The following is a 22563-nucleotide window of genomic DNA, read 5'->3' as shown; positions in this document are numbered from 1 at the left end:
GAACCCACCTACCCACCCCACCGGCCCCGCGTTCGCTCGGTCGGGTGAACGAGGCCAACTGGACTGGATTTCGGGTCGGTTGGCGGGCATATGCTCGCCCCGACAACCCCAGAAATGAGACGGCCCCCGACGGGACTGGCATCCCGGCCGAGGGCCTAACCAACCAGGAAGTCGTACCTTCCCCATGGCTCTTGAGCACCCTACCGCGCCCGCATGCACCCCGCCGGGACTTCACCCGCGGACCCCCCGATCCGGCGTAATCCACGTCAACTCGCCGCACGCGAGTCACTTCACGGTGGTCGGTAACCACCTCCTCCAGCACCGCGAACTGTCGGCGACGGCGATCGGGGTCGCGGCGTACATCCAGTCGCTCCCCGAAGGCGCCCCGGTCGGCATCAGGGCCCTCACGGACCACTTCCCGGAGGGCGAGATGCGGATCAGCGCCGCCCTCCGCGAACTGGAGCGCCACGGCTACCTGGAACGCCGGACCGAACGGCTCCCCACGGGCCGCGTCGCAACCCGCACGTACTCGTACAACCGGCCGCTGACCGGCCCGGACGGCCCACCCCCACCGGACCGGGAGCCCGCACCGGACCGGGACCCGGAGCCCACACCGGAGGCGGACCCCTCACCGGCTCCGGAGCCGGATCCCGCACCCGCATCCGAACCACAGACGCAGCCACGGCTGCACGCAGGGGCGGCCGATCTGCTCGCCGGTCTGCGTCAACGCGAGCCCCGCCTCCTGCTGGCCGAGCGGGACGTACAGCGCCTCGCACCCGGCGTAACGGCCTGGCTGGACCGGGGTGCGGATCCGGAAGCCATCGTGCTGGCCCTGACCACGAACCTCCCGGAGTCGATGCGCAGCCCCGCCTCCGTACTGGCCTACCGCCTGAGAGAGCTCCTCCCGCCCCACCTGCCACAAGCCCCGGCCCCGAGGCCGATCAAACGCCCGGACCCCTTCCAGACCTGCGACGGCTGCGACCGAGCCTTCCGCGCCCCCGCCCCCGGCCGCTGCCGCGACTGCCCACCCCCGCCCGCCGTGGGCGTGGCGGCCTAGGTGCACGCTTCCGTACTCGTGATCGGTTACGACCCGCAGGCGATAACCGGTGTGGACGCCTAGGCGGGTGGGCGGGAGTGTTCCGGAGACCTAGCCCTGCCCCTTCTCCTCTCCGTCTTCGAGGCGGGCCGTGAGGAGGTTGGGGTCCCGCACGGCGGTGAAGTAGGCGGCGCTCGTCACGTAGACGGTCTTCTCCTGCTTCTCCTGCTTGTCCGTCCCCTCCTGCTTGTCCGTCTCCTCCTTGGCTTCCTGCTTTTCGAACACCGCCACGGCGGTCGGGCTGGCCAGGCCGTCCGGGGCGGTGAGGACGATGGCGTGGGTGCCGTTCGGGCGCACGAGCGCGAGTTCGTCGTCCCGGCTCAGCGCGGCGAGGACCGTGTCGTCCTTCCCGGTGAAGGCGAAGTCTTCGATGCCGGCGAGTCCGGTCGCCTTGGTCTCGATCGTGCCGGCGATGCCGTCGCGGCGTACGGGAATGCGCAGCAGGGTCTGGCGGTCGGTGTTGGACACCCAGACGGCGCCGTTGTGGACCTTGATGCCGTTGGCGCCGGCCGGGAAGCGGCCGATCTCGGGGAGCGGCTGGAGCGCGGCCCCCGCGGCCCAGATCGTGGCCGTTCCGCCCTTCAGCGGGACGCGCCAGACGAGTCCGCGTGCCGTGTCGGCCACGTAGAACACGCCGAGCTTCTCGTCGAGGGCGAGGCCGTTGGGAAGCGAGTCCTTCGGAAGCTGCGCGATCTGGACGGGCGTGCCGCCGTGCGGCCCGATGCGCCAGATGCCGGTCTCGCTCGTTCCGGTCGCGTAGTTGACGTACAGGGTGCCGTCCTTGGCGCGCACGATCCCCGTCACGACGGCCGAGTGGAAGACGGGGGTGAGCGGGTTCGAGACGGCGGGCAGGACCGAGAGGAGCCGGGAGGACCCGTGTCTGTCGACGCGGACGATCTGCCGGGCGAAGGCCAGGGTCACGTTCGCCGAGCCGTCGGGTTCGAGGGCGATGTTCTCCGGGGTCTCACCGGCGGAGTAGCGGTATGGCGCGACGGCGCGCGGATCGGACAGCTGCGGCTCGCCGGCCGTTGCGGCGGTGGGGACGAGCAGGGTGAAGGCGGCGGCCACGATCGCGGCGGTGGTGGCCAGGCGGGGGAGTCGGGACACGGGGCTCTCCTTGGGCGGCGCGAGGTGCCGGGGAACGCGGCACAAGGAAGAGGTGATGTCGCGTCAGAGCGATCCCCCGGCAGCCACGGCCGGAGGGTCGCCTGCTCGGTTGACGACTTGGGGCCGGTTGGCAGTGAGGCCCGGGGGCCGGGGCCCGGGGCCTGACGGCCTGGGGTTCGCGGCCGCCGGCCGGCTCAGCCGGTGCCCAGGGTGAGCGGGTGGCCGGGTGCGAGTTCCTTCGCGATCCGCTCGGCCACCGTGGAGGCCGAGTTGCCCTCGGGGGAGGAGGGGCCCTTGGTCACGGAGACCGCGATGGACAGGTCCTGTGCCGGGAGGTAGGCCGAGACGGCCGCGTAGCCGGAGAAGGAAGGATTCGTCGCGATCCAGTCGTGGAGCACGAGGACGCCGAAGCCGAAGTGGAGGGCCTCGGTGTTCTTCCGGCAGTACGGGGCCGGGCACTGCTTGGTCGGGGTGCCCAGACCGACCGTGCCGGGGTTCAGCTGGGTGCGGAAGGCCTCCTTCGAGAGGAGGGCTCCGGTGCCGATGCCGCGGGCGGAGGTGGCCAGATCACATATGTCCCCGGTCAGGACCGCGCCCGGGGCGGTGGTCCAGGAGGGGTTCCAGTAGCTCGACTCCTCGTACGTGCCGCGTTCCGAGGTGAAGGCGTGCAGGGCCGGGGCCGGTATCTCGGGGGTCGCGGAGTTCATCGTCTCGCGCAGGCCGAGCGGGTCCAGTACGAGTTCCTGGAGCACCTGGTCGAGCGGCTGGCCGGTGATCTTCTCCAGGGCGGCGCCGAGCAGCTGGAAGTTCTCGTGGGAGTAGCTGAAGCTCGTCCCCGGCTCGTACCAGAGCGGGTGCCTGCTGGTGATGGCCAGGGTTTGTGCCGGGGTCCACTGGCGGAAGGGCTTGGCCTCGATCTCCTTGAGGAACACGGGGTCGGTGACGTAGTCGTGGATGCCGGAGGTGGAACTGCCCAGCATGCGCAGGGTGATCTCGTCGGCGTGGGGGACGTCGGGCAGCCACTTCGAAATGGGGTCGTCGAGGCCGACCTGCCCCTCGTCCACGAGGGCGAGCAGTGCGGTGGCCATGTAGACGATGCCGACCGAGCCGGTACGGAAGTGCATGGCGGGATCGGCGGGGACTCCGGTCATGGAGCTGCCGAGCGCTCCGGTGACGAGGTTCGTCTTGCCCGAGGTGACGCGGAAGACGACCGAGTTGAGCCCGAACTCCCGTTGTGCCGCCCGGGCGATGTCGAGCACGCGGGCCGCCTGGCCCGAGGCCTTCGCCGGATCCGGGGAGCTGACACACCTGCGCGCGGGTTCCGTGACCGCCCCGGCCGGGGCGGTCCCCGCCCCGAGCGGCAGGACCGCGGCGACCAGAGCGGCAGCGCAGACGACCGCCGTCCGAGTACGCGTCACGCCACTCAGTATGAGTCCGTCACCGCCGTCCGGCGCGCCGGAGAGCCGGTGAGCCGGACAGCCGGACGGCCGGTCGGCCGGACGGTCGGCGGGTCGGCGGGTCCGCCCGGCCGTGCGCCCTCAGCGGGCCCGCTGGACCCGGCGTTCGTCCCAGACGGGCTCCGGGGTCTCCCTGACCACACCGTCCGAGCCGAAGACCAGGTAGCGGTCGAAGGAGCGGGCGAACCAGCGGTCGTGCGTCACCGCCAGCACCGTTCCCTCGTACGCCGTCAGCCCTTCCTGGAGCGCTTCGGCCGACTCCAGGTCGAGGTTGTCCGTCGGCTCGTCGAGGAGCAGCGCGGTGGTGCCCGCCAGCTCCAGCAGCAGGATCTGGAAACGGGCCTGCTGGCCGCCCGACAGCTTGTCGAAGGGCTGGTCCCCCTGGCGTTCCAGCTCGTACCGGCGCAGCGCCGACATGGCCCCGCCCCGGTCCTTGGCGTGCTCCGTCCACAGGATGTCGACGAGGGCGCGCCCCGCCAGCTCGGGGTGCGCGTGCGTCTGCGCGAAGTGGCCGGGGACGACCCGCGCGCCCAGCTTCCACGTTCCGGTGTGGGCGACGGCATCGCCCGCCAGCAGCCGCAGGAAGTGGGACTTGCCCGAGCCGTTCGAGCCGAGGACCGCCACCCGCTCCCCGTAGAAGACCTCCAGGGAGAACGGCTTCATCAGGCCCGTGAGCTCCAGGTCCTCGCAGACCACCGCCCGCACGCCCGTCCTGCCGCCCTGCAGTCGCATCCGGATGTCCTGCTTGCGCGGCGGCTCCGGCGGCGGGCCGATCTCCTCGAACTTGCGCAGCCGGGTCTTGGCCGCCTGGTAGCGCGAGGCCATCTCGTCACTGCGCGCCGCGTACTGCTGCATGTCCTGTACGAGCCGCTTCAGCTGCGCGCGCTTCTCGTCCCAGCGCCGGCGCAGCTCGTCGAAGCGCGCGAACCGCTCCTCCCGCGCCTCGGGGAAGCTCGCGAAGCCGCCGCCGTGCACCCACACGTCGGATCCGGCCGGGCCGGGCTCCACCGCGACGATCCGCTGCGCGGCCCGCGCCAGCAGCTCCCGGTCGTGCGAGATGAACAGGACCGTCTTGCGGGTCTCGCGCAGCCGCTCCTCCAGCCACCGCTTGCCCGGGACGTCGAGGTAGTTGTCCGGCTCGTCCAGCAGGAGGACCTCGTCCGGCCCGCGCAGCAGCGCCTCCAGCACGAGCCGCTTCTGCTCGCCGCCCGACAGCGTGCGCACCTCACGGAACTGCGCCCGGTCGTACGGCACACCGAGGGCCGCCGTCGTGCACATGTCCCAGACGGTCTCGGCCTCGTACCCGCGGGCCTCGGCCCAATCGCTGAGCGCCTGCGCGTACTTCAGCTGCGCGGCCTCGTCGTCCACCGTCATGATCAGGTGCTCGGCGGCGTCCACGGCGGCCGCGGCCGCCCGGATCCGCGGCTGCGACACCGACACCAGCAGGTCGCGGACCGTGCGCTCGTCCCGTACGGAGCCGACGAACTGGTGCATGACGCCGACCCCGCCGCTGGAGGTGATCGTTCCGCTGTGCGGCCGGAGTTCCCCCGAGATCAGCCGCAGCAGCGTCGTCTTGCCCGCGCCGTTGGCGCCGACGAGGGCGGCCACCGAACCTTCACCGACTCTGAACGAGACGTCACCGAGCAGCACACGCCCGTCGGGCAGGTAGTACTCCAGGTGCGAGGTTTCGAGGTGTCCCATGGTCCTCAACCCTGCCCCGGGGCGCGGCGGCGGCACAACGCGTTTTCTGCGCACGCGGTGCCCGCGGTGCACGCGGTGCGGGGGGTGTGGAGGAGTGGGGTGGGTTCGTCCAAGGGGTGCGCAGGGGCTGGTCAGAGGGGTTACCCGTGCGTAGATTACCGGCGGTAACTCCGGAGTCGAGCCGAGTCGAGGAGACCGCTTTGGAAGCCGTGCCGCCCCAGCAGGTGCCGCCCGCACTGGTACCGCCCGTGTTGACCGTCGTCGACGGGGTGGTGCGGGAGGCGGCGGTGCCCGCGCTGGCCGGCGTACCGGTGAGCGGATCGCTCGGGGATATCCCGTACCAGAACGCCCGCGAGGCCCCCGGCGAGGTGGTGCTCGCCCGCAAGGAGCGCGACGGCAGCTGGCGCGACGTCACCGCCGCCCAGTTCGCGGCCGAGGTGACGGCCGTGGCCAAGGGTCTGATCGCGGAGGGGCTGCGCGAGGGGGACCGGCTCGCGATCATGGCCCGGACCACGTACGAATGGACCCTGCTGGACTTCGCGGCGTGGGCCGCCGGGCTGGTCACCGTACCGATCTACCCGACCTCCTCCGCGCTCCAGGCCCGCTGGATCATCCAGGACTCCGGGGCGGTGGCCTGCGCCGTCGAGGACACCACGCAGGCCCGCATCATCAGCGCCGAGCGGGCCAACCTGCCCTGGCTGGCGCACCTGTGGGAGTTCGACACGGGCGCGATCGCGCGGCTGGTCAAGGCCGGGGAGGACCTGCCCGACGCCGTCGTGCACGCGCGCCGGTCCGTCCGTACGCCGGACGCCGTGGCCACGCTCATCTACACCTCCGGTACGACGGGACGGCCCAAGGGCTGCGTGATCACGCACGCCAACTTCTTCGCCGAGGCCGACAACGCGGTCGAGCTCCTGCACCCCGTCTTCAAGTCCGCGACCACGGAGGCGGCCTCGACGCTGCTCTTCCTGCCGCTCTCGCACGTGTTCGGGCGGATGGTGGCGGTGGGGTGCATGCGCGCGCGGGTCAGGCTCGGGCACGCGCCGAGCATCCAGACCGAGGAGCTCCTCGCCGACCTCGCCGGGTTCCGGCCGACGTTCCTGCTGGCCATCCCCTACGTACTGGAGAAGGTCTACAACACCGCCCGGGCGACGGCCGAACGGATGGGCCGTGCCTCGTCGTTCGACCGCGCGGCGCGGATCGCCCAGCGGTACGGGGAGATCGTCGAGGGCCGGAGCCCGGGGCTCGGCCTGCGGGCGGCGCGGGCGCTGTACGACCCGCTCGTGTACCGGCGGATCCGGGCGGCGCTGGGCGGGCGCGTGCGCTACGTCCTGAGCGGCGGCTCCCCGCTGGGGCGCCGGCTCGCGGCCTTCTACACGGGCGCCGGGATCGACGTCTTCGAGGGGTACGGACTCACGGAGACGACCGGGGCCAGCACCGTGACCCCGCCGCTGAAACCGCGGCTCGGGACGGTGGGGTGGCCGCTGCCGGGCACCGCGGTGCGGATCGCGGACGACGGGGAGGTGCTGCTGTGGGGGCGGCACGTGTTCGCGGGGTACTGGAACTCGGGGGAGGCGGCGGGCGGCTGGTTCCCGACCGGGGACATAGGGGAGCTGGACGACGAGGGCTACCTGACGATCACCGGCCGCAAGAAGGACCTGATCATCACCTCCGGCGGCAAGAACGTGGCCCCGGCCCCCCTGGAGGACTGGCTGCGCGCCCACCCGCTGGTCGGCCAGTGCATGGTGATCGGCGACAACCGCCCGTACATCACGGCGCTGATCACCCTGGAACCCGAGGGGCTGGCGCATTGGCGGCAGATGCACAAGAAGACGGGCGTGCCGATGCGGGAGCTCGTACGGGACGAGGAGCTGCGGGCGGACTTGCAGCGCGCGGTCGACGAGGCGAACCGCCTGGTCTCGCGCGCGGAGTCGATACGCCGCTTCGCGGTGCTGCCGGTGGAGTTCACGGAGGCGGCCGGACACCTGACGCCGTCCCTGAAACTGAAGCGCGCCAGGATCGCCCGCGAATTCGACCGCGAGATCGACGGCCTGTACCGCAAGCCGTGACCGCGGGGGGCGGGGCGCTGCCCCGGCCCCCGCGGACTCCCCGGCCCGGCGGCTAGCCGGCGGCTAACCGGCGGCGATGACGGCCAGACCCGCTTCGGCGATCTTGACGTCGTCCGACCAGTGGCCGCCCGAGACGCCGATGCCGCCGACCAGCTGGCCGTCCACGACGATCGGGAGGCCGCCGCCGAAGGTGACCAGGCGGTCGATGCCGGTCCGGGCGCCCTGCGCCAGCTGGGCGTCCTTCTCGACGAACTCGTGCCAGTCGGTGGTGCTCAGGCCGAAGGCGGCGGCGGTGTAGGCCTTGTCCTGGGCGATCTGGATCGTCATCAGGCCCGAGCCGTCCATCCGCGCGAAGGCGCTGAGGTGGCCGGACTCGTCGACCACCGCCACGGCGAACCGCAGCTCCGTCTCCCCGGCCGCGGCGAGGGCGGCGTCGACGATGGCGCGGGCGAGGTCGTTGCCGAGGGCGGGGCGGGTGCGGACAGCAGTCATGGCGAGCTCCTTGGGAAAGAAGGGCAGCTTGTTCGTATGCATGCAGCTAACAGCATGCTGATGGCTCTATGCAAGCTGCCTGTTGTCTCGGCGGGAACTGGCGACCGTCTCCTACACTCGGCCCATGCATCACTCCGAGCGACTGCTGATCTCCATCAAGCGGGCCGAGCGCGTGACCCAGGCCGCCAAGGAGGCCGCCGTCCGCGAGGTGGGGATCACCGCCGCCCAGCAGGGCGCGCTCGCCGTGCTCAGCGACAATCCCGGGATCAACGCCGCCGAGCTCGCGCGCAAGCTCTCGGTGACCCCGCAGACGATGAACAGCCTGCTCGGCCGGCTGGAGGCGCGCGGCCTGGTGGCCCGCACCCCGCACCCGATACACGGCACGCTGATCGAGATCCGGATGACCGAGCGCGGCGCCGAGGTATTCGCCCAGGCCGACGCGCTGGTGGCCCGGCTCGACGCCCGCCTCGCCGAGGGCCTCTCCGAGGCCGAGGCGGCCGCCGTCCGCGAGCTCCTCGCACGCATCGTCCGCAACGCCGAGGCCCCGGGTATCTGACCCCCGGGGCCCGGCGCGGGGCTTCTCAGCAGTCGGCGTGCGTCGGGCGGCCCGCGAAGCGGTCGGCGAGCCAGTCGCCGGCCGCGAGGGAGTGGGTGATCACGCCGCTGACGTGCTCACCGACCCAGATGGTCCGCCACTCGACGTTCGCGCCCCTCGCGCACCACTCCGCGCGCAGCTGCCGCCCCACCGCGTACGGGATCAGCTCGTCGCCGAGCGCGTGGTACAGGTGCACGGGCGCGGCCGGAGCCGTCCGGCCCAGCCGGCTCTGGTCCAGCCGGGCCTGCCAGTCCGGCTGTTCCAGCGGATTGCGGGTCGTGAGGTCGGAGATCCGCTTGAAGGATCCCGCGATGGCGTCGATGGCCACGCAGTTCTCCCTCATCCCGGCGACGAGCGCCTTGCCCGCCGGGTTGAGGTACGAGTCGAGCCGCAGCTCCGGGAAGGCCGCGTCCTGCCCGGCCGCCGCCATGAAGACGAGCCCCGAGCCGTACGAACCGTTGTTGAACTCGGCCACCTTCATCAGGTCGGCCGGGACCCCGCCCGTCGCCGTGCCCTTCACGTTCAGCTCGGGGGCGTACGAACCCTGCAGCTCCGCCGCCCAGCTGCCGGCCTGGCCGCCCTGGGAGTAGCCCATGATGCCGACCGGCGTGTCCGCCGGCAGCCCCGCTTCGGGCAGCCGGGTGGCCGCGCGGGCGGCATCGAGCACGGCCCGCCCGGCCGAGGGGCCCACCGTGTACGTGTGCACCCCCGGAGTGCCGAGCCCCTCGTAGTCGGTGACGACCACGGCCCACCCGCGCAGGGTGAGCTGCTGGATGAGGTTGGCCTCCATGGCGGTGCCGTACGGGAGGTTGTTGCTCGGCGCGCAGGAATCGCCCATGCCGACGGTGCCGACGGCGTACGTGACGAGCGGCCGCGGGCCGGTCCGGCCGTCCTGCGGGACGATCACCGTGCCGGAGACGGTGTTCGGGGCGCCGTCGGCGGTGGTGGACCGGTAGTGGATCCTCCAGGCCCTGGTGCCGGTCGGCTGACCGGGCAGCGGATGGAAGGCGGAGGGGGCGACATCGACGACGTCCCCGGCCCGGCCGGCCGCGGCTTCGGCTTCGGCGTCGGTGGCGGACGCCGTGAGGGGGGTCAGCAGTGACAGGGCCAGTGCGGCCACGGCCACGGGGATTCGGAAACGCATGGGCGGCTCTCCCAACGAAACGTTTCGTGCGGGGGGTGGGTGAGGAGAACGTAGTGACCGACCGGTCGGAACGTCGCTGACCGCACAGCTCACCTTTCCTGACCCGCCCTCGCACCCCCGCCCCACGGACTGGCCCGTCGAGGTGAACTTGAGTCGCCTCCGCCGCGCTGCCTGGAGGAACGCGGAGCCGCCGGAGAAGATCCTGGAGCGGTGATCCACCTCAGGCGTCACATGCTGCTCCTGTTGCCCATGCTGATTCTGTACGCGGCAATGGCCGTCTCGACCACCGCCCGGGCCGCTCCCCCTTCTGCGGCGACCTGCACTGCGGACCGGCTCAAGGAAGCACAGATCACCACCACGGCGGAGTTCGTACACCGCGGCAGCAACGTCAGCAAGGTCACCAGCGTCACCGAAATCACCGTCCCCGCAGGATGGGAGCAGGCCCCCCACCTGTTTCTGGACACCCATGCGGCCGACTACCGCAGCGCGCTCCGCTGCCTCCTGGGGAAGGGGGCAGATGCAAAGGAAACGGAAATCAGTAAGGATGACTCCAAATTCTATGACTATGAATGGCGGTTCCAGCCGGTTTCGGTGAGCCGTCAAAAAGAAGGCGTGGTCGTCAGCTATGAGGCGATCGCCTGGGTCCAGGCCCTCGCCGATTTCAAGGTGGGACTTTGGGAGATTTTCCCCAATCGGGACGAGTGGACGATCGAACTGAAACGTCCGCCGAGCCTTGAGAAGGCCAAGTGGGCGAGCGTTCATGTGAAACTGGGTGGGCCGGTCGCCGCATCAGTGGAGCCCCCGACAGCTGATAGTGAAGCGCGCGGGGAACTTCTCTGGAAGAACGCTCGCGAATCTCCCAGAATTGCATTCCGGCCGCCTGCGGCCCAGCTGTGGACTGCCATTGTGCAGACGCGCGGGCAGGATTGGGAGGCGTTGGGTGCCGCCAGCGCGTCCAGTGCGTTCCCGTACATCGCGACAGGGGCTCTTTCCCTCATTGCGGGCCGCCGACTCCGGCGAGGCTTGGGGCGGAATCCGCTACCGCTGGAGAAAAGAGCATTTGCCGGATTGCGTTTTTGGGTGCTGATCCTGGTATTTCTCGGGTTCATCACCTTCATGGGTGATGATCTTTATCGCTTCCTGAGTTCAAAATTCGGTTGGGGGCATGACTATGCGCCGACGGTATCGGTGTTCTCGATCCTGTTCGTCGGCGTGGTTCTGTGTCTCTTCGGCACACTGAGCACACATGTCCGTGTTGCGGTGTGTGTGTTCGCCGGCTGCCTGGTCACCCTCTACGTGTTCGCCGAGCTGTTCGAGTCCGCACTGCTTTCCACGAGCGAGGGCCGGCTTTCTTCTCCGGGTGCACGGCTGGTGGTGATCGCATCGGTGGCACCGATCTTCGTGTGGTTCCTGGGCGTCTTCGCCTGTGGGCAGCGCCTCCTGCTCCTGGACTGGAGGCGGCGGTGGCAGTGGGTGATGATCTGCGTCGCGGCGGTGGTGTCGGGTTTGACGGGGCTCTGGGCGTTCCTCGCGTTCGGCCGTAGTTGGGAGCGCAGGACCTGGCTCACCGACCTCGCGCCGACTGTGCACGACTGGTACAAGCTCGCAACGTACGGCCGGTGGTGGCAGTGGTTCGCGAGCGACTCGTTCCGCGTGCTCGGGGACATCGCCCTCCAGCTGGCGCCACTGGCCCTGGTGGGAGTGTTGCGTGTCTGCAGGGCCGAACAGCGTGAGACCGACTCCTTCACGCCCAATGAGTCCGAAAGGGCCTTCCTGGTCATCTTCTTCGCCGTTATGGTGGTGCCCAATTATGCGACCTACTTCGGATTCTCCGGATATGTCACGACGCTGGTTCTCGGGATTCTCGCTGCGGCGTTCCTGCTGGCTGCCGGTCGGTCCAGGTCTGTCCTGGAGAAACCCGCAGGGAGGGGTGGGCTAGTGGGACAGGTCGTTTTGCGGACCGATCGATCGGAGTTGCTGCGAACAGCGCGCCGGTATAGGGACCTCCAGTCTCGTCTGCACCACCTGAAAGCGGGTCCGTCGGCCGAACAGTCGGGGTCGCGAGAAGCCATCGAGCAAGAAATTGACCAATTGGATCGAGGTTTTCCGGAGGGGGTAAGGGCCGTTGACCTGCCCTTCGCCTTCGGTCCGATGGGATCGTGGTGGGGAAATGCCTGTAGATGTGCGCTAATTAGCAGTCTGATCGGCCTCCCCGCCACAGGGGTGATGTACTGGCTCGACATGGTGAGCGGCCCCTCGTGGAGCCTTGCATCGGAAAACTCCACAGGATTCCTGGCGGTGATGTACGAGATCCTCTACTGGCAGGTGATCTGGGCGAGCGGAGGGTTCTTCCTGGGCGCGTTGTGGCGAGACCTCCTCGGTCGGAACGGCCCGGCGAAGGCCCTCTCCGTCACCGCCGCTTTCGCTGTACCGGTCGGAGTTCACGATGTCATCGCGCAGATGGTCGGCCTGGGCCTCCAGAACACGGTTCCCGCCATTGCCGCGTTCGCGTCGGTGATGACCTTTTCCGGCCTTTCCATGGACGTCCAGACGTTCCGGACCGAACGACGTTATCGCTCTTCCACCTCCAGCCTGTTGATGTACATCTATCGCATGCCCGTCGCCTCGGGGGCATTCCTCCTCGCGCAATTGGTCGCCTTGGTGACGATCTTGAAGTATTTCCAGGAGGGAGGGTCGGTGTGGCTGTTCGACGTGCATGACGTAACCAACAAGTCCACACCTGAAAAATGAGAAATGCTCGCCTGACGCCGATCCCGGCTCAGCTGGTCGATGCGATGCGGTACGCGCCCGGGGTCGTGCCCGTCCAGCGGCGGAACGCGCGGTGGAAGGCCGTGTCCTCCGAGAAGCCGAGACGGGCCGCCAGCTCCGCTATCGGCTCGGTGCCCTCCGCCAGCCCCGCGATCGCGGCGTCCCGCCGGACGTGGTCCTTCAGCTGCTGGAACGAGGTGCCCTCCTGCCGGAGCCGGCGCCGCAGCGTCGCCGGGGACACCGCGAGGCGCGCCGCCACCTCGCCCAGCGCCGGCAGCCGCGGAGAGGCCCGCAACTGCCCTGCCAGAGCCCGGCGTACCTGCTCCGCGACCGTGGTCCCGTACTCCGGCCGCGACAGCAGGTCGAAGGGGGCCCGCCGCAGCATCGCGTCCAGCGCCGCCTCGTCCCGTACGAGCGGTGCGGTCAGCCAGTGCGCGTCGAAGGCGGCCCCCGTGCGGTCCGACCCGAAGCGGACCGGGCAGTCGAACAGGACCTCGTACTCGGCCTCGTGCGGCGGCGCCGGGTAGGCGAACGCCGCGTACCCCAGCGGGATCCGCCGCCCGATCAGCCAGCTGCTCAGCCGGTGCCAGATCGCGAGCACGCACTCGGTCAGGAACCGCTCCTCGTCCCGCGCGAAATCGTTGCGCACCGTGAAACGCGCCTCGCCGCCCGCCACTTCCAGCAGCAGCTCCGGGCCGCCCGGGAACAGGCCGTAGAAGGTGGCCGCGCGCTCCACCGCCGCGCCGAGATCCCGGCAGCCCAGCGAGGCGTGACACATCATCGCGAACGTACCCGGGCGGCTCGGCACCGCCGACAGGCCGAGGAACTCGTCCTGGGTGGTGCGGTACAGCGCCCGGAACAGCCGGGCGAACTGCGCCGGAGTGATCCGCGCCCGGTCGTCCCCGAGCAGCAGCGGCGGGATCTGCGCCTCCTGGAGCAGCGGCACGGTGTCGATGCCGCCGCGCGCCGCCCCCGCGAGCACGGCACGCACGTGGTGCACGGTGATCGTCCGCCTCCCCATGGGACCGACGGTAGCCCGGATGAGCGCTCGGGTCAGGGGTCGTGACGCTTCCGGTCATGTCGCACGGGGGCTTTGGCTGCCTAGCGTCGGTCGGACGTACGCGCGCCGTGCGCCGTACGCCGTACGGACCCCAGGGAGGCGAACGCGATGGACGCTGTGCGACCGGAGACGCTGGCGGTGTTCACGGAGTGGACGGCGGAGCGGTACGGCGGCGAGACCGCCCTGCGCCACCGGGACCCGGACGGGGACGAGGGCGGGGACGGGGACGGGGGCGGGGGCTGGGCCACCGTCACGTACGCCGGACTGCACGAGCGCGTACGGCGCACCGGGCGGGCGCTGATCGGGCTGGGGGTGGGTCCCGGGGAGCGGGTGGCGGTCCTGGCCGAAACCCGCCCGGCATGGACGTACACCCACTTCGGGATCATGGCGGCGGGCGCCGTCCTCGTACCGGTCTACCCCTCGGCCGGGGAGGAGGAGCTGGCCTGGGTCCTCTCGGACGCCTAGGCGGTGGCCGTCGTCTGCGACGACGCGGCGCAGGCGGACCGGGTGGAGGCGCTGCGGGCGAAACTGCCGGCCCTGCGGGCGGTCGTGCGGATGGACGCGCTGGCCGACATGGAAGCGGCCCCGGAGGCGGAACTCCTGGAGCGGGCCCGGCAGGTGACCCCGGAGTCCGACGCGTCGATCATCTACACCTCGGGGACGACGGGCCTGCCGAAGGGGTGCCGTCTCACGCACGGCAACATGGGCGCCATCCAGGACGCGACGCGCCCGCTGATCCACGGCGGACCGGGCGACTCCACGTACCTGTACCTGCCGCTGGCGCACGTGCTGGCCCAGCTGATCCAGTTCACGACCCTGCTGGCGGGCGGGGAGCTGTGCTACTTCGGCGGCCGGATCGAGGACGTGCTCTCCGAGCTGGCCGAGGCGAAGCCCACCCATCTGCCCTCCGTTCCCCGGCTGTTCGAGAAGGTGCACTCGGTGGTGCTCTCGATGGCCGAGTCCCGGGAGGGCGGCGCCGAGAGCTTCCGGGAAGCGGTGCGGATCGGGGTGCTCGCGGCGGAAGGACGGCTCCCGGAGGCCGACCGGCCGGCCTGGGAGGAGGCCGAGAAGAACCTCTATTCGCTGGTCAGGAGTGCCTTCGGGGGCCGGCTGAACCAGGCGGTGACCGGCGCGGCGCCGATCGCCCCGGCGACCATGGACTTCCTGCGGGCCTGCGGGATCACCATCTACGAGGGCTACGGGATGACCGAGACCGCCGGGCTGATCAGCATGAACCACGCGGAAGCCACCCGCCACGGCACGGTCGGCAGGCCCATCGCGGGCTGCGAGGTCCGCATCGCGCAGGACGGAGAGATCCTGGTCCGCGGGCCGATGGTCTTCCCCGGCTACCACGCGAACCCGGACGCGACGGCACGGGCACTGGACGCGGAGGGCTGGCTGCACACCGGGGACCTGGGGGAACTGGACGCCGACGGGTACCTGTCGATCGTCGGCCGCAAGAAGGAGCTGATCATCACCTCGGCGGGGAAGAACATCACCCCGACGGAGGTCGAGTTCGCCGTCCAGCGTTCCCGGTACGTCTCGCGGGCGGTCCTCATCGGCGACCGCCGCCCCCACCCGGTCGCCCTGGTCACCCTGGACGCGGAGGAGATCGGGGCGTGGGCGCGCCGGGAGGGCCTGGAGGCCTTCGACCTGGCCGCGGCAGCGGCCCACCCCGGGGTCCGGGCCCTGGTCGAGGAGGCGGTCGAGGCGGCCAACGCCACGGTCTCCCGCCCGGCCCGCATCCGCGCCTTCCGGATCCTGCCGGAGGACTTCACCATCGAGGCGGGCACCCTGACCCCGACCCTGAAGCTGCGCCGCACGGCGGTGGCGCAGCGCTACGCGGCGGAGATCGACGCGCTGTACGCGTAGCGGTACGGGGCCCGAGGGCGCGGACCGGGGGCGCGGCCCTAGTATGTGCCGCGGTTTCGCTGCCTGAGCAGCGAGGGAGCGGGGGGGGCTCATGACAGGGACCGTTGTGGTGCGCGCGGACGAGCCGGGGCTGGGCCGGTCGGGAACGTGGACCGTGGTCGTGGACGGCGTGGTGGTCGGGCAGGTCGACCAGGGCACCAGCGCACGGTTCCCCGTGGCCGCGGGCACCCACACCGTCCGGGTCGCAGCGAAGGACGGCACCCGCTCCAACACCGTGACGGTGGAGCTGACCGAGGGCCGGGACTCCCGGGTCGTGGCCCAGGGAACCGGAGCGAAGGCCGCCGTCCTGCTTCCGCTCCTCGCGGCCATCACGGTCCCGCCGGTCTACGTGGTCGCCTCCATCGTGCTGATCGGCGTCGTGTTGCGGGTCTGCCCCGGCCTGCTGTTCCGGGTACGGGCCGACGGCGGCACCGCCCACCGGGCGGTGGCCGCAGAGGAGGAGCACACCGGGACCGCCTTGTGGTGGGAGTCGGACCCGGTGCTGGCCAAGCGGTTCCGCAAGGCGGAATGACAAGGGGGCGACCTCGGCCGGCCTCGCTGTCAGCCGAACTGGCCCGGCTGATAGCCGCCCGCCGGCTGGCGGACGAGGACGTTCATCCGGTTGTAGGCGTTGATCAGGGCGATGATGGAGACCAGGGCCACCATCTGGTCCTCGTCGTAGTACTTGGAGGCGTTCGCCCACGCCTCGTCCGTGACCCCGCCCGCCGCGTCGGCGATGCGCGTGCCCTGCTCCGCCAGCTCCAGGGCCGCCCGCTCGGCATCGGTGAAGACCGTGGCCTCACGCCAGGCGGCGACCATGTTGAGGCGCAGGGCGTCCTCTCCGGCGTGCACGGCGTCCTTGTAGTGCATGTCCGTGCAGAAGCCGCAGCCGTTGATCTGGCTGGCCCGCAGCTTCACCAGCTCCTGGGTGGCGTGCGGCAGGGCCGAGTCCGAGATGACCTTGCCCGCCGAGTTGATGTAGCGCGAGAACTTGGCAGCCAGGGCGTTGCCGAAGAAGTCGAGGCGGGCGTCCATCGTGGTCTCCTTGTGTGCCGTGCGGATCGCGGACCGTTCCACAGCAATGACGGAACAACCCCGCCGAATGTGACGGCCGGCCGACACGGCCGGGGGAGGCGCGGCTCACCTGTTCGGCGGGGCGCAGGTTTCGCGGTGCGCGGTCACCGCGGGCCGGTCCCGGGGGGCGCGGCACCCGACTTCATCGGGCACGGAATGTCGGGTCCGGCACGGTGGGCGCCGCCTAGCGTGGTGAGCGCGAAGAGGAAGGACACCGGGCATGCTGGAGCGGCTGAACCAGGCCATGGAGCACATCGAGCGCCACCTCGGCCAGACGATCGAGGTGGACGAGCTGGCGCGCATCGCGGCCACTTCGGAGTACCACCTGCGCCGGATGTTCTCCGCACTGGCGGGCATGCCGCTGTCGGAGTACGTCCGCCGCCGCCGGCTCACCCTCGCGGGTGCCGAAGTGCTGGCGGGGCGCGACACGTTGCTGGACATCGCCGTGCGCCACGGCTACGGCTCGGGCGAGGCGTTCGCCCGTGCGTTCCGCGCCATGCACGGCGTCGGGCCGGGTGAGGCCCGGCGCACGGGCGCCACGCTCAGCTCCCAGTCCCGGATGGCCTTCCGCCTCACCATCGAAGGGAGCAGCAGCATGCGTTATCGCGTCGTGGACAAGCCGGCCTTCACCGTCGCCGGACCCAAGGCCCGTGTGCCCCTGGTTCACGCGGGTCCGAACCAGGCGATCATCGACTTCGTCCGCGGCATCGACCCGCGGACGCTGGAGCGCCTGGAGAAGCTCTCGGACCAGGAGCCGCACGGCATCGTCGCGGTCTGCGACGACCTCGACCCCGGCCGGGCCGAGGGCACCGAGCTCGACTACTACCACGGCGTGATCACGTCCACCGAGGGCTCCCTGGCCGTCCCGGCCGGGACCTGGGCCGTCTTCACCACCTCCGGACCCGCACCGCGGGCCATCCAGGAGCTGTGGCGTGACGTGTTCACCGAATGGTTCCCGTCGAACCCGTACCGCAGCCGTACCGGCCCCGAGATCCTGCGCCTGCGCATGTCACCGGACCACACCGAGGCCGACGCCGAGCTCTGGCTCCCCGTGGAGCCCGAGCGCGTCGCCTGAGGGTCCGGCCCGGCCTCGCCGCGCGGGCCCCGGTCACCGGCCGCCTACTCATCCCCGGTCAGCGCCTCGTCCTGCTGGATCAGCACCTGCTCCCAGGCCGCCGCGTGCCGGTCGCGGGCCGCCTCGTCGTGGAAGCCCGCGTGCGTCAGCCGGACGTGGGTGCCGATCGGGTGGGGGAGGAGTTCGACCGTGACGACGGTCTCGGCGCCCTCCGTGCCGCCCCGGCCCGTCACCCAGGTCAGCTCCACCAGCCGGTTCGGGACCAGGCGCAGGAAGCGCCCGTAGTGCGGGTGCCTGGTGCGGGGGCCCTCCGGTTCGGGTGCGGACTCGGTCTCGAAGAAGAACGGCGCGTTCACCTCGGCCCGCATCAGCACCGAGCCGGGGGCCGCGAACCAGCGGTCGAACTCCTCGGTCCACCCCGCGTACAGGGTGTGCTCGGTGGCGATCATCGACCGCTCGACGGTCAGCTCGTGGGGGCGGTCCGACAGGTCGGGGACGCGGACCGGCTCGATGGTGGTCATGGCATCCCACCGTAGGACCGGCGGAGCCGGATCCGTCCGTGGCGCACCGCCCTTACCCCTCAGGCCTTCCGGTTCTCCGCGACCAGCTTCCGGAACGCCTCCGGCGTGACGGACTCGATCCCCTTGCCGGAGTTGAGCACGAGCTGCTTCCCGTCGATGGACACGTCCGGCGTGCCCTTCTTGCCCTGGTCGTAGAACGCCTGCCCGACCTTCTCCACCCACGGCATGTACGTGAGCTCCTTGACCGCCCGGTCGAAGGCGGGCGTACGCAGCCCCGGTACCCGGTCCGCGAGTTCCAGCAGGGTCGCCGTCGAGCCGAACGTGTCGTCCGATTCCTTCTCGGGATGGTTCGCGAACAGCACCTGGAGGTACTCCATGAACTTCTCGGGGCTTTCGTTCACCGCCGCCCCGAGCGCGTTCAGGGCCCGCTTCGAGCCCTTGCCGCCCAGCGCGCCGTCCAGGAAGGTGGCGAAGTGGTACTCGACCCGGAAGGCGCCCGCGTCCGCGTCCTCCCGGAAGGTCGTGCCGAGGCCGGTCTCCACGCCCGCGCAGTAAGGGCAGCGCGGGTCGAGCCAGACCGACAGGACGTTCTTCGCGTCCGCCTTTCCGTACGGGACGGTGATGCCGTCCCTGCCCGTGGTGTGCGCGGGCTGGACGAACGGCCCGTCGGCGCCGGAGGGCTGGGAGCCGGTGGCGAACACCGCACCCCCCGCCGCGATGGCCAGCACCGCCGCGACCGCTCCGCCGACCAGCAGCCGGCCGCGCAGCCTCGTGCGCCGGGCCGTCTGTTCCCGCTGTGCGCGCAGTCGTTCGCGGGCTTCGCGCCGCCGGTCGTTCCTGGTACTGGTCGCCATGAAACCACCCTAAGGACCCAAGGCGTACCAAACAGTAGGTCTTTGGTGCCTTTCCACCATGGACCAACGTCCTTTGTCCGGACGGCCGTGAGGACCCGGTGAAGCCGAGACGAATGGTGTGTCACATCTGCCCGGGTGGCGGTGAGTCGCGTCCGAATACCTGATAGACAGTGGATATCCACGGCTCGACCCGCCGTCGTATACCTTGTCGGCCGCCTTGGGGGGATCGCCGCACTGTGAAGCCGCTTCACCGTCACCTCGTCAACACCTCGCGCAAGGTCCTGTGCACGGCCGCGCTCGCGGCCAGCCTGACGACCGCCGCGGTGGTGACCAACACGTCCACCGCCGATGCGGGCGAGTCCGAGCCCACCCCGGACAGCCCCCAGGCCACCGACCGAGGCGACGCCCGCCTCGATCTGCCCGACCCGCTCGCCGATCCCGCCGTACCGCCCACCGCGGGCGCGGGTGCCGGTGAGGGGGCCAGCGGCATACCCGCGACCGCCCTCGACGCGTACAAGCGGGCCGAGATCTCCGTGGCCGCCGCGCTCCCCGGCTGCAAGCTGCCCTGGCAGCTGCTCGCCGGCATCGGCCGCGTCGAGTCCGTCCACGCCTCCGGCTACGGGCTCAAGAACGACGGCTACACCGAGAAGCCGATCCGCGGGCCGCGCCTCGACGGCAACGGGTTCGCCGAGATCAAGGACACCGACAAGGGCGAGTTCGACGGGGACGCCGTCTACGACCGCGCCGTCGGCCCGCTCCAGTTCATCCCCTCCACGTGGGCCACCTGGGGCGCCGACGGCAACGGCGACTCCAAGCGCGACCCGAACAACATCTACGACGCGGCGCTGGGCGCGGGCCTCTACCTGTGCGCGGGCGACCGCAACCTCTCGGACCAGGCGCAGCTCGACCGGGCGATCCTCAGCTACAACAACTCCCGCGAGTACGTGAACACGGTGCTCGGGTACATGCACCAGTACCAGAACGGCGCCGCCGGGGTGCCGAACCCGCCGGTCGGCAACTACCCGACGCCGCCCACCTCGACGCTGCCCACGCCGACTCCCACCCCGACGCCGAAGCCCACGCCGACCCCCACCCCGACGCCGAAGCCCACCCCGACCCCCACGCCGAAGCCGGAGGAGCCGAAGCCCACGCCGACGCCGACCCTGGCCAAGCTGGAACTGCTCGGCAGCGCGGAGCTCAAGGCCGAGGCCGGTTCGGCGTTCACGGCGGTCCCGCGGATCAAGGCGGTGCTCAGCGACGGCAAGCCGGCCGCGGCGAAGCCCATCCTGTTCGAGCTCAAGGACGACACCACGGGCTCCACCATCGGCGCCGAGGGCAAGACGTTCCTCGTGGTCGAGACCGACTCCGAGGGCGTCGCGGCGCTGCCCGGCCTGAAGGCCGGTGCCAAGGCGGGCGGGTTCACCCTGCGGGTGGCGGCGTACAACACCGAGGCGCAGCTGACGGTGAGCTTCACCGGTACGGTCACGGCGAAGCCGGCCCCGGTCGCGGACAAGCTGGCCCGGACCGACGACGGCGCGGACAAGCCGCTGGAGGTCGAGGCGGGCAAGGGCCTGAAGGGCCTGGAGTTCACGGCCACGGCCCAGGGCAAGGCCGCCGAGGGTACGCAGGTCACCGCCGGACTCGTCGAGCAGAAGGAGAAGGACGGGCCGTGGGTCCCCGTGGACCCGGCGAAGTCCAAGGGCCCCTGGTTCAAGGACAAGGACGGCAACAAGGTCACGAGCCTGCTCCTGGCCCCGGCCGGTGCCGACGGCAAGATCGCGCTGCCGGAGCTGTTCACCACGGAAGTCGCCCCGGGCACGTACCACCTGCGCCTGATCACGAAGGACAACGTGGTCCTGGTCCTGGACCTGAAGATCACGGCGGCTCCGGCGACGACGCCGCCGACGACGCCGCCGGCTCGGTAAGCCGTCCGGCCCGACCCGCACACGGACCGCCCCCGGTCACCGTCTCGACGGTGACCGGGGGCGGTCGGCGTTTCGGCCCCGACCTCCACCCGGGAGGGAAAAGGCAGGAGCCCCGCCACCTCCGCTCGCACGGAGGAGGCAGGGCTCCTTGGGTACTGCTTATCCAACCGCGATTAGGTTGGCCCAGGCGATTAGGCCGGGGTGACGTTCTCCGCCTGCGGGCCCTTCGGACCCTGCGTGACGTCGAAGTTCACCATCTGGTTCTCCTCAAGGGAGCGGAAGCCAGAGGCGTTGATCGCGGAGTAGTGGACGAAGACATCCGGGCCGCCGCCGTCCTGGGCGATGAAGCCGAAGCCCTTTTCAGCGTTGAACCACTTCACGGTTCCGGTAGCCATGAGCCCTCCTATGGGCCAAAGGGTCGCCCTGCTCCAGAACCTGCTAAGAAGTCTGAAAACTACAAAAGCCTGCGGGTCACATTCTCCGCAGGCCTCGTACTGCAAGGGAAACCAAACTGCAACTTGCGACGAGCCTAGCACGCACCCTGTGGCGGAGACCAGAGGGAAAGATCACGTCACCCGGACGTTTGAGGGCCGCCTGAAGGCTGACGGAGACACGGGGGCTAGTCTCGCGATGTGGACGTCTATCGCAGCCGGCCCCGCGTCGGCCACATTCAGTTCCTGAACTGCCTTCCGCTCTACTGGGGACTGGCCAGAACCGGCACGCTGCTGGACCTGGAGCTGACCAAGGACACCCCCGAGAAGCTCAGTGAGCGCCTCGTCCAGGGGGAGCTCGACATGGGTCCGATCACCCTCGTGGAGTTCCTCCGCAACGCCGACCAGCTCGTCGCGTTCCCCGATCTCGCGGTCGGCTGCGACGGTCCCGTGATGTCCTGCGTGATCGTTTCGCAGGTACCGCTGGAGCAGCTGGACGGAGCGCGCGTCGCCCTCGGTTCGACCTCCCGCACGTCCGTACGCCTCGCCCAGCTGCTGCTTTCCGAGCGGTACGGGGTCGAGCCGGACTACTACACCTGCCCGCCCGACCTGGGGCTGATGATGCAGGAGGCCGACGCCGCCGTACTGATCGGGGACGCCGCGCTCCGCGCCTCGCTGCACGACGCGCCCCGGCTCGGCCTCCACGTGCACGACTTGGGGCTGATGTGGAAGGAGTGGACCGGGCTGCCGTTCGTCTTCGCCGTCTGGGCCGCCCGCAAGGACTACCTCGCCCGCGAACCGGCCGTCGTGCAGAAGGTGCACGAGGCCTTCCTCGACTCCCGCGACCTCTCCCTGGAAGAGGTCGCCAAGGTCGCCGAGCAGGCGGCCCGCTGGGAAGCCTTCGACGCCGATCTCCTGGAGCGGTACTTCACCACGCTCGACTTCCGCTTCGGGCCCGAACAGTTGGCCGGTGTAAGGGAATTCGCCCGTCGCACGGGACCGAGTACCGGCTATGACGCGGATGTCGCGGTGGAGCTGCTGAACGGGGACGGCGTGCGCGTCTGATCATTTCCGATCGGGGCCGCCGGTTCCGGTTCCGGTTCCGGTTCTGGTTCCGGTTCGCTTCGGCGGAAATGCCGTTTCCCGGGAATTCCCCCTCTTTTCGCTTTCCCGTCCACGAGTGGGAATACCTCGCCGCGGCGGGCCGCCCACCCCCTAAGGTGCTCTTGGCCGGTCCGGGACCGGCCGTCAGCGCTCAGTGCTCAGTGCTCAGGCACCGACG

Annotated in this window: 18 protein-coding genes and 1 pseudogene; 9 read left to right on the top strand and 10 right to left on the bottom strand. The window is 70.7% G+C overall.

Translation table 11 applies throughout. The features are described 5' to 3' along the window. The first annotated feature begins 295 nt into the window (after window positions 1-295). Window positions 296-1057 carry a helix-turn-helix domain-containing protein gene (locus ACFYXV_RS05605; RefSeq protein WP_385467397.1) on the top strand — a complete coding sequence of 254 codons (762 nt, stop codon included), beginning with the start codon at window positions 296-298 and terminating at the stop codon, window positions 1055-1057. Window positions 1058-1147: 90 nt separating this feature from the next. Here ACFYXV_RS05605 and ACFYXV_RS05600 read toward each other — a convergent pair whose 3' ends face one another. The 3 genes from ACFYXV_RS05600 to ACFYXV_RS05590 form a co-directional block, all read right to left on the bottom strand. After that, window positions 1148-2203, bottom strand: coding sequence for a hypothetical protein (locus ACFYXV_RS05600; RefSeq protein WP_385467400.1), 1056 nt, complete (start codon window positions 2201-2203; stop codon window positions 1148-1150). A 194-nt stretch (window positions 2204-2397) separates the two neighbouring features. After that, the gene (locus ACFYXV_RS05595) at window positions 2398-3621 is read right to left on the bottom strand and encodes a serine hydrolase domain-containing protein (protein WP_389382054.1); all 1224 of its coding nucleotides are present in this window, start codon (window positions 3619-3621) and stop codon (window positions 2398-2400) included. 120 nt (window positions 3622-3741) lie between these two features. Beyond that, window positions 3742-5361, bottom strand: a complete 1620-nt coding sequence (locus tag ACFYXV_RS05590) for an ABC-F family ATP-binding cassette domain-containing protein (RefSeq protein WP_383344292.1) — start codon at window positions 5359-5361, stop codon at window positions 3742-3744. Between the two features lie 209 nt (window positions 5362-5570). Between ACFYXV_RS05590 and ACFYXV_RS05585 the strand changes: the two genes are divergently transcribed. Next, window positions 5571-7430, top strand: coding sequence for an AMP-dependent synthetase/ligase (locus ACFYXV_RS05585; protein WP_389382126.1), 1860 nt, complete (start codon window positions 5571-5573; stop codon window positions 7428-7430). A gap of 63 nt (window positions 7431-7493) precedes the next feature. On the opposite strand, the gene ACFYXV_RS05580 is transcribed toward ACFYXV_RS05585, so the two are convergent. After that, the gene (locus ACFYXV_RS05580; protein WP_385467409.1) at window positions 7494-7922 is read right to left on the bottom strand and encodes a heme-binding protein; all 429 of its coding nucleotides are present in this window, start codon (window positions 7920-7922) and stop codon (window positions 7494-7496) included. A 124-nt stretch (window positions 7923-8046) separates the two neighbouring features. On the opposite strand from ACFYXV_RS05580, the gene ACFYXV_RS05575 reads away from it, so the two are divergent. After that, window positions 8047-8478: a MarR family winged helix-turn-helix transcriptional regulator gene (locus ACFYXV_RS05575; RefSeq protein ID WP_385467412.1), complete on the top strand. Its 432-nt coding sequence runs from the start codon at window positions 8047-8049 to the stop codon at window positions 8476-8478. 25 nt (window positions 8479-8503) lie between these two features. On the opposite strand, the gene ACFYXV_RS05570 is transcribed toward ACFYXV_RS05575, so the two are convergent. Next, window positions 8504-9661 (bottom strand): lipase family protein, encoded by a 1158-nt coding sequence (locus ACFYXV_RS05570; protein WP_389382053.1) that lies wholly within the window; start codon window positions 9659-9661, stop codon window positions 8504-8506. A 210-nt stretch (window positions 9662-9871) separates the two neighbouring features. Here ACFYXV_RS05570 and ACFYXV_RS05565 point away from each other — a divergent pair, with 210 nt between their 5' ends. Further along, window positions 9872-12412, top strand: coding sequence for a DUF6185 family protein (locus tag ACFYXV_RS05565; protein WP_389382052.1), 2541 nt, complete (start codon window positions 9872-9874; stop codon window positions 12410-12412). Window positions 12413-12440: 28 nt separating this feature from the next. Here ACFYXV_RS05565 and ACFYXV_RS05560 read toward each other — a convergent pair whose 3' ends face one another. Beyond that, entirely contained in the window at window positions 12441-13451 is a 1011-nt protein-coding gene (locus ACFYXV_RS05560; protein ID WP_385467422.1) for an AraC family transcriptional regulator, read from the bottom strand. Window positions 13452-13598: 147 nt separating this feature from the next. Here ACFYXV_RS05560 and ACFYXV_RS05555 point away from each other — a divergent pair. Beyond that, window positions 13599-15362, top strand: a pseudogene (locus tag ACFYXV_RS05555) (AMP-dependent synthetase/ligase). A 91-nt stretch (window positions 15363-15453) separates the two neighbouring features. Further along, window positions 15454-15933: a hypothetical protein gene (locus tag ACFYXV_RS05550; RefSeq protein ID WP_389382051.1), complete on the top strand. Its 480-nt coding sequence runs from the start codon at window positions 15454-15456 to the stop codon at window positions 15931-15933. 29 nt (window positions 15934-15962) lie between these two features. On the opposite strand, the gene ACFYXV_RS05545 is transcribed toward ACFYXV_RS05550, so the two are convergent. Further along, complete coding sequence (locus ACFYXV_RS05545; RefSeq protein WP_385467430.1) at window positions 15963-16436, bottom strand: carboxymuconolactone decarboxylase family protein; 474 nt, start codon at window positions 16434-16436, stop codon at window positions 15963-15965. A 259-nt stretch (window positions 16437-16695) separates the two neighbouring features. Between ACFYXV_RS05545 and ACFYXV_RS05540 the strand changes: the two genes are divergently transcribed. Continuing rightward, a complete protein-coding gene (locus ACFYXV_RS05540; RefSeq protein WP_385467433.1) occupies window positions 16696-17550 on the top strand; it encodes a helix-turn-helix domain-containing protein in 855 nt (284 codons plus the stop codon). 44 nt (window positions 17551-17594) lie between these two features. On the opposite strand, the gene ACFYXV_RS05535 is transcribed toward ACFYXV_RS05540, so the two are convergent. Together ACFYXV_RS05535 and ACFYXV_RS05530 are read right to left on the bottom strand one after the other, a co-directional pair. Then, window positions 17595-18071: an SRPBCC domain-containing protein gene (locus ACFYXV_RS05535; RefSeq protein ID WP_385467436.1), complete on the bottom strand. Its 477-nt coding sequence runs from the start codon at window positions 18069-18071 to the stop codon at window positions 17595-17597. Window positions 18072-18130: 59 nt separating this feature from the next. Further along, window positions 18131-18925, bottom strand: coding sequence for a thioredoxin domain-containing protein (locus ACFYXV_RS05530; protein ID WP_389382050.1), 795 nt, complete (start codon window positions 18923-18925; stop codon window positions 18131-18133). Window positions 18926-19161: 236 nt separating this feature from the next. Between ACFYXV_RS05530 and ACFYXV_RS05525 the strand changes: the two genes are divergently transcribed. Then, window positions 19162-20850, top strand: coding sequence for a lytic transglycosylase domain-containing protein (locus ACFYXV_RS05525; protein ID WP_389382049.1), 1689 nt, complete (start codon window positions 19162-19164; stop codon window positions 20848-20850). Between the two features lie 191 nt (window positions 20851-21041). Here ACFYXV_RS05525 and ACFYXV_RS05520 read toward each other — a convergent pair whose 3' ends face one another. Further along, window positions 21042-21245 (bottom strand): cold-shock protein, encoded by a 204-nt coding sequence (locus ACFYXV_RS05520; protein ID WP_030162033.1) that lies wholly within the window; start codon window positions 21243-21245, stop codon window positions 21042-21044. A gap of 237 nt (window positions 21246-21482) precedes the next feature. Here ACFYXV_RS05520 and ACFYXV_RS05515 point away from each other — a divergent pair, with 237 nt between their 5' ends. Continuing rightward, complete coding sequence (locus ACFYXV_RS05515) at window positions 21483-22346, top strand: menaquinone biosynthetic enzyme MqnA/MqnD family protein (RefSeq protein ID WP_383344259.1); 864 nt, start codon at window positions 21483-21485, stop codon at window positions 22344-22346. Window positions 22347-22563 lie beyond the last annotated feature (217 nt).

It is taken from the genome of Streptomyces sp. NPDC002181 (genome assembly GCF_042890485.1).
Taxonomy (GTDB): Bacteria; Actinomycetota; Actinomycetes; order Streptomycetales; family Streptomycetaceae; genus Streptomyces.
The sequence above is the reverse complement of the archived record's forward strand: the minus strand, read 5'-3'. Positions and strand labels throughout refer to the sequence as shown.

Coding starts and splice junctions, on each gene's coding strand:
- ACFYXV_RS05590 (WP_383344292.1), bottom strand. CDS start 5,361: ATGGGACACCTCGAAACCTCGCACCTGGAGTACTACCTGCCCGACGGG.
- ACFYXV_RS05580 (WP_385467409.1), bottom strand. CDS start 7,922: ATGACTGCTGTCCGCACCCGCCCCGCCCTCGGCAACGACCTCGCCCGC.
- ACFYXV_RS05575 (WP_385467412.1), top strand. CDS start 8,047: ATGCATCACTCCGAGCGACTGCTGATCTCCATCAAGCGGGCCGAGCGC.
- ACFYXV_RS05570 (WP_389382053.1), bottom strand. CDS start 9,661: ATGCGTTTCCGAATCCCCGTGGCCGTGGCCGCACTGGCCCTGTCACTG.
- ACFYXV_RS05560 (WP_385467422.1), bottom strand. CDS start 13,451: ATGGGGAGGCGGACGATCACCGTGCACCACGTGCGTGCCGTGCTCGCG.
- ACFYXV_RS05550 (WP_389382051.1), top strand. CDS start 15,454: ATGACAGGGACCGTTGTGGTGCGCGCGGACGAGCCGGGGCTGGGCCGG.
- ACFYXV_RS05545 (WP_385467430.1), bottom strand. CDS start 16,436: ATGGACGCCCGCCTCGACTTCTTCGGCAACGCCCTGGCTGCCAAGTTC.
- ACFYXV_RS05540 (WP_385467433.1), top strand. CDS start 16,696: ATGCTGGAGCGGCTGAACCAGGCCATGGAGCACATCGAGCGCCACCTC.
- ACFYXV_RS05535 (WP_385467436.1), bottom strand. CDS start 18,071: ATGACCACCATCGAGCCGGTCCGCGTCCCCGACCTGTCGGACCGCCCC.
- ACFYXV_RS05530 (WP_389382050.1), bottom strand. CDS start 18,925: ATGGCGACCAGTACCAGGAACGACCGGCGGCGCGAAGCCCGCGAACGA.
- ACFYXV_RS05520 (WP_030162033.1), bottom strand. CDS start 21,245: ATGGCTACCGGAACCGTGAAGTGGTTCAACGCTGAAAAGGGCTTCGGC.